Source organism: Corallococcus sp. 4LFB (assembly GCF_046520365.1).
Classification (GTDB): domain Bacteria; phylum Myxococcota; class Myxococcia; order Myxococcales; family Myxococcaceae; genus Corallococcus; species Corallococcus caeni.
This window is the reverse complement of record NZ_JBKGHJ010000313.1, coordinates 1-10,439: the sequence shown is the minus strand read 5'-3', so window position 1 is coordinate 10,439 and position 10,439 is coordinate 1. Positions and strand designations below refer to the sequence as shown.

General features: G+C 71.3%; 13 protein-coding genes. 11 read left to right on the top strand and 2 right to left on the bottom strand.

Going from position 1 to position 10,439, the window contains the following annotated elements; all coding sequences use genetic code 11:
• A partial coding sequence (locus ACLEQD_RS28060) for a hypothetical protein (RefSeq protein WP_410388143.1) occupies positions 1-248 on the top strand: 248 nt, incomplete at its 5' end.
• A gap of 105 nt (positions 249-353) precedes the next feature.
• Here ACLEQD_RS28060 and ACLEQD_RS28055 read toward each other — a convergent pair.
• Together ACLEQD_RS28055 and ACLEQD_RS28050 are read right to left on the bottom strand one after the other, a co-directional pair.
• Positions 354-629 (bottom strand): hypothetical protein, encoded by a 276-nt coding sequence (locus tag ACLEQD_RS28055; protein ID WP_171412812.1) that lies wholly within the window; start codon positions 627-629, stop codon positions 354-356.
• A gap of 113 nt (positions 630-742) precedes the next feature.
• Complete coding sequence (locus ACLEQD_RS28050; protein ID WP_253894947.1) at positions 743-1,390, bottom strand: vancomycin high temperature exclusion protein; 648 nt, start codon at positions 1,388-1,390, stop codon at positions 743-745.
• 254 nt (positions 1,391-1,644) lie between these two features.
• On the opposite strand from ACLEQD_RS28050, the gene atpG reads away from it, so the two are divergent.
• The 10 genes from atpG to ACLEQD_RS28000 form a co-directional block, all read left to right on the top strand.
• Positions 1,645-2,541, top strand: coding sequence for an ATP synthase F1 subunit gamma (atpG, locus tag ACLEQD_RS28045; protein WP_171412814.1), 897 nt, complete (start codon positions 1,645-1,647; stop codon positions 2,539-2,541).
• Positions 2,542-2,873: 332 nt separating this feature from the next.
• The gene (gene atpD, locus ACLEQD_RS28040) at positions 2,874-4,319 is read left to right on the top strand and encodes a F0F1 ATP synthase subunit beta (protein WP_171412815.1); all 1,446 of its coding nucleotides are present in this window, start codon (positions 2,874-2,876) and stop codon (positions 4,317-4,319) included.
• Between the two features lie 8 nt (positions 4,320-4,327).
• On the top strand, positions 4,328-4,879 hold the full coding sequence (locus ACLEQD_RS28035) for a hypothetical protein (RefSeq protein ID WP_410388141.1): 552 nt from the start codon (positions 4,328-4,330) through the stop codon (positions 4,877-4,879).
• Between the two features lie 29 nt (positions 4,880-4,908).
• Positions 4,909-5,313, top strand: a complete 405-nt coding sequence (locus tag ACLEQD_RS28030) for a F0F1 ATP synthase subunit epsilon (protein WP_410388139.1) — start codon at positions 4,909-4,911, stop codon at positions 5,311-5,313.
• Between the two features lie 134 nt (positions 5,314-5,447).
• On the top strand, positions 5,448-5,717 hold the full coding sequence (locus tag ACLEQD_RS28025; RefSeq protein WP_171412818.1) for a hypothetical protein: 270 nt from the start codon (positions 5,448-5,450) through the stop codon (positions 5,715-5,717).
• A gap of 430 nt (positions 5,718-6,147) precedes the next feature.
• Positions 6,148-7,179: an ADP-ribosylglycohydrolase family protein gene (locus ACLEQD_RS28020; RefSeq protein ID WP_410388137.1), complete on the top strand. Its 1,032-nt coding sequence runs from the start codon at positions 6,148-6,150 to the stop codon at positions 7,177-7,179.
• Positions 7,180-7,368: 189 nt separating this feature from the next.
• On the top strand, positions 7,369-7,773 hold the full coding sequence (locus ACLEQD_RS28015) for a phage holin family protein (protein ID WP_410388135.1): 405 nt from the start codon (positions 7,369-7,371) through the stop codon (positions 7,771-7,773).
• Complete coding sequence (locus ACLEQD_RS28010; RefSeq protein ID WP_410388133.1) at positions 7,770-8,282, top strand: hypothetical protein; 513 nt, start codon at positions 7,770-7,772, stop codon at positions 8,280-8,282. Before ACLEQD_RS28015 ends, ACLEQD_RS28010 begins: the two co-directional genes overlap by 4 nt.
• A 36-nt stretch (positions 8,283-8,318) precedes the next feature.
• Complete coding sequence (locus tag ACLEQD_RS28005) at positions 8,319-9,665, top strand: cytochrome ubiquinol oxidase subunit I (RefSeq protein WP_410388145.1); 1,347 nt, start codon at positions 8,319-8,321, stop codon at positions 9,663-9,665.
• A partial coding sequence (locus tag ACLEQD_RS28000; RefSeq protein ID WP_410388131.1) for a cytochrome d ubiquinol oxidase subunit II occupies positions 9,655-10,439 on the top strand: 785 nt, incomplete at its 3' end. The genes ACLEQD_RS28005 and ACLEQD_RS28000, both read left to right, overlap by 11 nt.

Sequence of the window (10,439 nt, the reverse complement as noted above, 5' to 3'; positions counted from 1 at the left end):
CGAACGAAGTCCGCGCGAAGGGCGCCGAGAAGCGTGGCGCCACCGCGAAGAAGTCCGCTGCGAAGGGCGCCGAGAAGCGTGGCGCCACCGCGAAGAAGGGCGCCGCGAAGGGGGCCGCACAGAAGCGTGGCGCCACCGCGAAGAAGGGTGCCGCACAGAAGCGTGGCGCCGCCGCGAAGAAGGGCGGGGCCGCGAAGAAGACCACGGGCAAGGCCGCAGCGAAGAAGTCCTCGCGCCGCCGGTCCTGAGTCGCACGGTGGCACGGGGGAACCCCACGGGGCCCCCCACCTGAAGACAAAGGGCGCGTCCCACGCACGGGGACGCGCCCTGTCTGCATCCGCATCCAGCCCCGGCTACCCCTCGGGCAGCAGGTCCGGCGACTGCGCGCGCGGGCCCGGTTCATCGGGCTGCGCGGTCAGCTCGCGCTCCTCTTCCTCCTCGTCGGCCCGGCCGAAGCGCTGGATCTGATCCGGCAGGATGTCCCGCGCATCCGCCTCTTCTTCCATGGGCGGCGACAGGGCCAGGTCCTGGTCCGTGATGTTGATCTCGTCCTCTCCGGTGTCCGGGTTCCGGTGGCGCAGCGAGGTGGACTCGCCCACATCCTCGTCTCCGAGCTTGTTGAACCGCATGGGGTCTCCTCGACAGGGACGGTTGAGAAAAGCTTCCGTGTCCCCTCGAAAATGGGCCCCCCGGACGGGAGCGGCAATCGCCGCCGCCCGCCTGCCTGCCGGGCCCGGCCCCCTCAGCGGGGAGCCGTCGGCGGCTGGCCGTCAGGGCTGCCGGGCTTCACCTCCAGCAGCACCATCCCCAGCGCCAGCACCCGGGAGAGCGTCTCGCGCACCGTGTAGCGCCAGGGGGTCGCCCGTCCCTCGTCCGCCGCCACGCCCCACGCGTCGATGCCCACCGAGTTGGCGATGAAGAGCGCCCGCGACAGGTGGAAGCGCTGCGTGACGAGCACCGCCCGGTCCGCGCCGAACACCGAGTGGGCTCGCAGGCAGCTGTCGTAGGTGGACAGCCCCGCCTCGTCGCCCAGCACCGCGTCCTCCGGCACCCCGCGCTCCAGCAGGTAGTTGCGCATGGCCCGCGTCTCGTTGTGGAAGGGCGCGGAGTTGTCCCCGCTCACCAGCAGCGATTGCACCTTGCCCTGCCGCCACAGCGCGATGGCCGCGTCCAGCCGCTGCGCCAGCACCGGCGACGGCACCGCGCCCGGCGCCAGCCCCGCCCCGAACACCAGGGCCACCGGGGCCTCCGGGGCCCCCGCCAGGGGCACGATGCGGCCCTGGTAGCGCAGGCGCACGAAGTGGGACAGGCCCAGCAGGACGGCCACGGCCAGCCCGAGCAGCCCCAGGCCCCTGCGTACCCACACCCTGGTCGTGCCGCCAGCCTTCATGGACCCCGCGAAACAGTCGGAAAGGGCCATTCTCTTCCGGCGCCCCCAGTGGGCAAAGCGCCATGGGCGGCCCGGAAGCGGGAACTGTTCACGCCCGCCCGGCCCCTGAACGGGCTCCAAGGGGGCCCGGTCCGGGGCACCCCGCCGTTGACCGGCCCCCGCCCCGCCTATATAGGGGGCCCGCCGTCCCTCATGGCCAGCCCGGGCTGTCACGGGGCGCGCGCCGCACGTCGTCCCAGAGGAGTTTCCGGTCCATGGCGTCCCTTCGCGACATCCGCAAGCGCATCCGCTCGGTGAAGAACACGCGGCAGATCACCAAGGCCATGAAGATGGTCTCCGCCGCCAAGCTGCGCAAGGCGCAGGACGCCATCCTCGCCGCCCGCCCGTACGCGCAGACGCTGGAGCAGATCATCTCCGAGCTGGCCGTGCGCTCCGCCGACCAGGAGCTGGCGCACCCGCTGCTCGCCTCCCGCCCCATCCGCCGCGTGGAGCTGCTGCTCCTCACGTCCGACCGCGGCCTCGCCGGCGGCTTCAACTCCAACGTCATCCGCCGCGCCAACCGCTACCTGTACGAGAACAGCAACCTCCAGGTGCGCGTCTCCACGGTGGGCCGCAAGGGCAATGACTTCTTCCGCAACCGCGGCCAGTCCATCCGCAAGGACTTCGCCGGCCTGTACGCGACGCTGAACTACCGCTCCGCCGCCAACGTCGCGGAAGAGCTGGCCGCCGCCTTCCTCAACGACGAGGTCGACGCGGTCTACGTCGTCTACAACGAGTTCGTCTCCGCCATCACCCAGAACGTCGTCGTTTCGCAGCTCCTGCCGCTGCAGCCCGCCGCGGTGAAGGCCGCCACGACTGCCACGCCCGAGACCGTCGCGGCGGCCCCGGCGCTGGTGGACTTCAAGTACGAGCCGTCCCGCCAGGCCGTGCTGGACCGGCTGGTGCCCCAGGCGGTCAACATCAAGCTGTACCGGGCGCTCCTGGAGAGCGTGGCCAGCGAGCAGGGCGCGCGCATGAGCGCCATGGAGAACGCCACCAACAACGCCACGGACATGATCTCCAGCTACACCCTGCTCTACAACCGCACCCGCCAGGCGGTCATCACCAAGGAGCTCATGGAGATCGTCTCCGGCGCCGAGGCCCTCAAGTAGTCCGCCTCCCGTCCGGCCGCACCCCCTCGGCTTCAGACGCTGGGCCCGCTGCTTCGCGCTCCCTCGAGCGCCGGGCACGGGCCCTTCGCCGTTCCAGGCTCCCCCCTTCGAGGCTCCCCAACGAGCAGGCGCGTCACAGGGGAGGCGCAAGGGACTGGCGTATGGGACACCGCTCCGCTAAGCGGGACTTACGTGCGCGGACCCGGGAGGCTTGACCCTGCCGGGCACCCCCCGGTAAAGGGGGCCCGCCCACACCCCTCTTTCGGGGTCGATTTCCTGACGGGCGGCGGCGCCCCGGCCGCTCGCCATACGAGACAAGGCAGAGGAGTCCCATGAGCGCTCAAGTCCCGACGACTGGCAGGATCACGCAGGTTCTCGGCCCCGTGGTCGACGTGGAGTTCCCGCCCGGCGGGCTCCCTGAGGTGTACGCCGCCCTCAAGCTGACCAACCCCAACCTGGGCGCGGAGAAGGACAACCTCACCATCGAGGTCGCGCAGCACCTGGGTGAGAACACCGTGCGCTGCATCGCCATGGACTCCACGGAGGGCCTGGGCCGCGGCATGCCGGTGAGCAACACGGGCGCCCCCATCCAGGTGCCGGTGGGCAAGGCCACCCTGGGCCGCATCATGAACGTCACCGGCGAGCCGGTGGACGAGATGGGCCCCGTGAACGCCACCGAGTACTGGCCCATCCACCGCGCGCCCCCGCCCTTCACGGAGCAGGACGTGCGCGTGCAGATGTTCGAGACCGGCATCAAGGTCATCGACCTGCTCGCCCCCTACACCCGTGGCGGCAAGATCGGCCTGTTCGGCGGCGCCGGCGTGGGCAAGACGGTGCTCCTGCAGGAGCTCATCCGCAACGTGGCCGTGGAGCGCGGCGGCTTCTCCGTGTTCGCCGGCGTCGGTGAGCGCACCCGCGAAGGCAACGACCTGTACCACGAGATGCAGGAGACCAAGGTCATCCAGACCGACAACCTGGAGAAGAGCCAGGCGGTCCTCGTGTACGGCCAGATGAACGAGCCGCCCGGCGCCCGCGCCCGCGTGGCCCTCTCCGCGCTGACCATGGCGGAGTACTTCCGCGACGTGGAGGGCCGTGACGTGCTCCTCTTCGTGGACAACATCTTCCGCTTCACCCAGGCCGGCTCGGAAGTGTCCGCCCTCCTGGGCCGCATCCCCAGCGCGGTGGGTTACCAGCCCACGCTCGCCACGGAGATGGGCGGCCTGCAGGAGCGCATCACCTCCACCACCAAGGGCTCCATCACCTCCGTGCAGGCCATCTACGTGCCCGCGGACGACCTGACGGACCCCGCGCCCGCCACCGCGTTCGCCCACCTGGACGCGACCACGGTGCTCAACCGCTCCATCGCGGAGCTGGCCATCTTCCCCGCCGTGGACCCGCTGGACTCCACCAGCCGCATCCTGTCCGCGGACGTGCTGGGCGCCGAGCACTACGCCGTGGCCCGCCGCATCCAGGGCATCCTGCAGCGCTACAAGGAGCTCCAGGACATCATCGCCATCCTCGGCATGGACGAGCTGTCCGAAGAGGACAAGCTGTCCGTGGCGCGCGCCCGGAAGATCCAGCGCTTCCTGTCCCAGCCGTTCTTCGTGGCCAAGGTCTTCACCGGCCTGGACGGCCGCTACGTGAAGCTCCAGGACACCATCCGCAGCTTCAAGGAGATCGCGGACGGCAAGCACGACGACCTCCCGGAGTCCGCCTTCTACATGGTCGGCTCCATCGAGGAGGCGCAGGAGAAGGCCCGCAAGCTGGCGGCGGCTTAAAGACACCCATGCGCCTGACCGTCGCGCTCGCCCTGCTCTTGTGTGTGGCCGCGCCCTCCGCCCTGGCGGAGGAGCGCGCCAGCCGGGCACGGGTGAGCGCGAACGGGCTCTACAGCGTCCGCACGGTGGACGTGGGCGTGGGGAAGTGCCGGCTGGAGATGCTCAAGGAGAACGGGCCCCTCTGGTCGGCGGACGTGTGCGTGGGGACGGTGGACGACCTGTACTTCGCCTCCAATGACGGGGAGAAGGTCTGGGTGCTCTACCCGCTGGTGGAGAAGGGCAAGCCGCCCCCCGGCAGGAAGAAGCGGAAGGGCAGCGGCCTGGCGTGGGCGCGGGTGATGGTGGCGGCCCAGTTCGACCGCACCGGGCAGAAGCTCCAGGAGCGGCGGCTGACGGAGCTGATGACGACGAAGCAGCTGTCGGAAGTGCGGCAGATGGCCCACCACCTCAAGTGGCTGGAGGGCACGCTGGGCATCCCGGGCAAGGGCCCCCGCCTGACGGACGCCGGGGTGTTGGAGTTCGAGCCGGTGGGCGTGAAGACCCAGCGGCTGACTTTCTGATGCGGTAGTGCGGTAGCACGAGGACCTTCATGGCCAAGCTGACTGTCGAGATCGTCACCCCCGAGAAGCGCATCCTGTCCGTGCAGGCCGACGAGGCCATCGTGCCGGGCGGAGAGGGCCTGTTCGGCGTGCGGCCCGGCCACACGCCGTTCCTGTCGCTGGTGGAGCCGGGCACGCTCACCCTCACGGAGGCGGGCAAGCAGGACCGCTACTTCGTGGCCGGCGGCTTCGTGGAGGTGAGCAACGACAAGGTGCTGGTGCTGGCGGACGCCGCCGAGCACGTCACCGGCATCGACGTCGCGGGCGCCCGCCGCCGCATGGAGGAGGCCCAGGCGCGCCTCAAGGACCTCAACAGCGCGGACGCGCGCTACGCGCTGGAGCAGGCCGCGGTGCGCCGCGAGGCCGCGCGCATCGGCGCCGCCGAGTCCCGCTGAGGTCTCACCCGCGCGTCCTGACCGGGCGCGCGTGAAGCACCGGAAGGGTGGAGTTCCGAAGCCCCGGGGCACGGGGCCGGCGCTCCACCCTTTTCGCGTTCCAGGGGCCGGACGGCGCATGATGCGGCGCTGTCATGAGCGCTCCTGAATCGCCCGTCCTGGAACTGTTCCACCGCATCGCGGATCCGCCGTCCGCCACCGCGCGCCGCTTCGTCACGGACCACGCGCTGGAGGACCGCGTGCGCTTCCGCAACCTCACCTACGAAGAGGTGGAGAAGGACTGGCGCGAGCGCGGCGGCCACACGTCCCCCGCGCTGTGGGACGGCGCGCGGCTGCATCAGGGCGCGGAGGCCGTGGTGGCGCGGCTGCTCGCGGTGGTCAACCTGGGCCGCGACGATTCGTGATCAGCGCGCGCGTGGACGAAGTGAAGTCGCGCGCGTCAAGGTGAACACCTGAGCCCGTGGGCAGGGCACGCGCACGGCGCCTTGCGCACCCACGCGCGGCCACCCGTGCGTCCCTTTCGTTCCATGCGCAGCATTCGAAGTTGGACATGCACGCATGCTCGCGCGTTTCAACGGGCCCGCCTGCTTGCTGAAACGCAGCGGGATGCGATAGCTACCGCGCCCCCGGTTGCGCCGTCGTGACGGCGAAGGAGGCGGACAGTGGCGACGCGCGTGGTGCAATCCAGCGGGACCTTTCCTGTCCAGCGCTCCACCGCACCCGCTTCGTGCACGTCAAGGCCCCATGATCGATCCGCCGTCGCGTCGCGCGCCTTTGCTGCGTTCATCTCGGTGCTCGTCCTTGGCTGAGGCTCGGGTAATCTCCGCCCCTCCGATGCCGCTGACTCCCGCAGACCGCCAGGACAGGTTCCATGCGGCATTTCTCGGGCTCGCCATCGGGGATGCGCTCGGCTTTCCGCTGAGGGGCATCCCCCCGGCGAGCCTGGCGCGGCTGCCCGGGCTGGCGGAGGACTTCGCGCCCCGGCCGCGCGGCAAGTTCGCCAAGGGCCAGTTCAGCGACGACACGCAGCTGCTGCTCGCGGCCGCGGAGAGCGTCATCCGCGAGGGCAAGGTGGACGGCCGCAGCGCGGCGGCGCACCTGGCGTGGCTGTGGCAGGAGGGCATCATCCTGCAGCCGCCGCGCAGCCTGTCCGAAGCGCTGCAGCGGCTGTCGGGCGGCACGCCGTGGATGAGCGCGGGCGCGCCCCTGGGCACGAAGTGCCCGTCGGTGCTCAGCCGCGCGCTGGTGGTGGGCCTCTTCGAGAGCGGCCAGCGCGCGCGCCTGCCGCACGACGCGGGCGTGCTCACCGTCATCACGCACAAGGACCCCGTCTGCGCCGCCGCCGCGGCCGCGTTCGCGCAGGCGGTGGCGCTGGGCATGGAGGAGGAGGCCCTCACGCCCGCGGCCTTCTGCGAGGCGCTGGCGCTGTCCGCCGCCGTGCACGACAAGAACCTGGCGGAGGAGATCCGCCACCTGCCGCGCCTGCTCACCTGGGACACCCAGCGCGCCCTCAACCAGCTGCGCAAGGTGGGCGTGCCCCCCAGTGAGCTGAAGGGCGTGGACGGCCTGCCGTGCCACGTGGTGCCGGTGCTGCTCACGTCGCTGTACGCGACGCTCAAGGTGCCGCACGACTTCCGCGAGGCCGTGGTCATGACGCTGCGCTGCGGCGGCGAGGCGGACGTGGCCGCCGCGCTCACGGGCGCCCTCCTGGGCGCGCACCTGGGCACCCGCGCCATCCCGGCCCGCCTGCGCAAGCAGGTGCTGTACGCGGAGAACCTGCTGGACACCTCGGACCGCCTGTTCCGTGCCCGGCAGGTGCGCGAGACGCTGGCCACGGCGATCGCGCACCAGAAGAGCCGCCGCTAGGCACTGGACCCTGGCCCATTCCATGGGGCGGGGGGACCAGGCAGGCAGCCGAACGAGGCCGGGGTGTACGGCGGGACTTCTCCCGCCCACCCTGCCTGACCACCTTCAGGGACAGACCGGGGACAGCCGGGACGCCGGGCAGGCGTCCTTCGGTGATGCCCTGGAAGTCATCCTGTCGGAGGCACGGTCGTGGACCTCGAATCGGAACGCCTGGAGCGCAGCCAGCTGGAGACGCTCTCCACCCCGGAACTCATCCGGCACGCGCTGTCGGAGACCCGCCTGCTGGTGAAGGCGGAGGTGATGCACGCCAAGAAGGAGCTCAAGCAGGAGCTGCAAGCGGCCAAGATGGCGGGCATCTTCCTGGGCGCGGGCGCCGTGCTCGCCCTCACGTCGCTGGCGGTGCTCTTCGTCGCGCTGGGCCTGGCCCTGCCGCTGGGGGCCGCGGTGGGCGTGCTCATCGTGGGCGCGGTGCTGCTGGCCGTGGCCGGCCTCCTGCTGTTCCTGGGCGCCAAGCGGATTCCCAAGAAGCCGCTGGTGCACACCCAGGAGCGCTTGAAGACGGACCTTCAGATGACCCGGGAGACGCTCCAATGAGCCAGGCCTCCGAGACCGAAACGCACAGCGACCACGCCATCACCAAGCGCATGGGTGACCGCGAGCAGGTGGAGCACACCGCGGACCGCATCCGCGACGAGCTGCTGCTCACCCTGGAGGAGCTGGACCGCCGGCGCACCCGCGCCACGGACGTGCGCTACCACGTCAACCAGCACAAGGACCTGCTCGTCACCGTGGGGGCCGCGGCCCTGGTGGTGGTGGGCGTGGGGGTGGGCATCGCCATCTATCGCGCCCGACACCACGAAGAGCGCGTGCGCCGCCAGCGCCGCAGGGCCCTGGAGCGCGCCTGGGCGCACCCGGACCGCGTGGCCACCAGCATCGAGGACAAGCCGCTGGGCGCCGAGCTGGGCCGCAAGGTGGTGATGATCTTCGCCACCGCGCTCGCCACCGCCGTGGCCCGCAACTCCATCCAGACCCTGGTCCCCTCGCGGACCGTCACCAAAGTCCCTGCGGACAAGGTGACTGTGGAGAAGTATAAGAAATCCTGAATGCGCAAAATGCACGCATAAAGCAGACTGATGTCCATGACGGACCTGCTCTATGCGCGCGCGCAGATGGGACTGTCGCTCGCGTTCCACATCGTGTTCGCGGCGGCCGGCGTGGCGTTGCCGGTGCTGATGGTGTTGAGCGACCTGAAGCACCGGCGCACGGGGGACGCGGACTACCGGAAGCTCAGCGAGAAGCTGGCCAAGGGCACGGCCATCCTCTTCGCGGTGGGCGCGGTGAGCGGGACGGTGCTCTCGTTCGAGCTGGGCCTCCTGTGGCCGGAGTTCATGGGCCGCTACGGGGAGGTGATTGGCCTGCCCTTCAGCCTGGAGGGCGTGGCCTTCTTCACCGAGGCCATCTTCCTGGGCATCTACCTGTACGGCCGCGAGCGCGTGTCGCCGGGCCTGCACCTGTTCAGCGGCGGGATGGTGGCGGTGAGCGGCGCGGCGAGCGCGTTCTTCGTCACGCTGGTGAACACGTTCATGAACAACCCGTCCGGCTTCACGCCCACGCCGGCGGGGCCCACGGACGTGCAGCCGCTGGTGGCGATGTTCAGCCCCGGCTGGCAGTACCAGACGGCGCACGTGCTGCTGTCCTGCTACCAGGCCAGCGCGTTCGCCATGGCGGGCATCCACGCGTTCATCCTGCTCAAGCACCCGGGCGCTTCCTTCCACAGGAAGGCGCTGTCCATCGCGCTGCCGCTCGCGTGCATCACCGCGCTCGCGCAGCCGCTGGTGGGGGACCTGTCCGCGAAGCACGTGGCGCGCGCGCAGCCGGTGAAGCTGGCCGCGATGGAGGCGCACTTCGACACGGAGGCGGGCGCGCCCCTGCGGGTGGGCGGCTGGCCGGACGTGGAGCGGCGCACGGTGTCGGGCTCGCTCGACCTGCCCAAGGGGCTCTCCATCCTGGCCTTCGCGGACCCGGACGCGGAGGTGAAGGGGCTGAATGAATTCCCTCGGGACGTCTGGCCGCCGGTGGCCAAGGTGCACCTGGCCTTCCAGGTGATGGTGGGCACGGGCAGCCTGATGGCGCTGCTCGCGCTGGCCACGCTGTGGCGCAGGTGGCGGGGCCGCGAGTGGCCGCACGGCAAGGGGATGATGCGCGCGTGGCTCTTGTCGGGGCCGCTGGGGCTGGTGGCGCTGGAGGCGGGGTGGCTGGTGACGGAGTGGGGGCGGCAGCCCTGGATTGTCCGGGACGTGATGCGCACGGGCGAGGCGGTGACGCCGGTGCCGCACCTGGCCGCGCCGTTCTTCACCTTCACGGCGGTGTACCTGTTCCTCGGGGTGACGGTGCTGTTCGTGCTCTGGCGGCAGGTGGCGGGCACGCTGCCCAAGCCCAAGGCGCCCGGCGCGGTGGTGGAGGGCGAGGTGGCCCATGTCCACTGAGACGTGGGTGCTGGGGCTCGCGGTGGCGGGCACGTTCGTGCTGTACGCGCTGCTGGGCGGGGCGGACTTCGGCGGCGGGGTGTGGGACCTCCTGGCGCGCGGGCCGCGCAAGGACGAGCAGCGCGCGCTCATCGCCCGCGCCATCGGCCCGGTGTGGGAGGTGAACCACGTCTGGCTCATCGTCGGGCTGGTGCTGCTGTTCAGCGGCTTCCCGCGCGCCTTCGCGGCGCTGAGCGTGGCGCTGCACGTGCCCCTGACGCTGCTGGTGCTGGGCATCGTGTTCCGGGGCACCGCGTTCACCTTCCGCGCCTACGACACACGCGGCGACGTGGTGGAGCGCCGCTGGGGCGTGGTGTTCAGCGTCGCGAGCGTGGTGGCGCCGCTGCTGCTGGGCATGTGCGTGGGCGCGGTGGCCAGCGACGCCATCCGCATGCAGGGGCACGCGGTGGTGAGCGGCTTCTTCGCGTCGTGGCTGTCGCCCTTCGCGCTGTCGGTGGGCGCGCTGACGCTGGGCCTGTTCGCGTTCCTGGCCGCCGTGTACCTCACGCACGAAGCGCCCACGCGCGAGCTGGCGGAGGACTTCCGGCGCCGGGCGCTGGTGACGGGCGGGCTCTTGTTCCCCCTGGCCCTGGCCGCCCTGCTGCTGTCGCGCTCGGGGGCGCCGCGCGTGTGGGCGGGTTTGTCCCAGACGCCGTTCGCGCTGGCGCTGCACGGGGGCACCGCGGTGGCGGCGGTGACGGCGTTCGCGCTCCTGTGGACGCGGCGCTTCCGGGC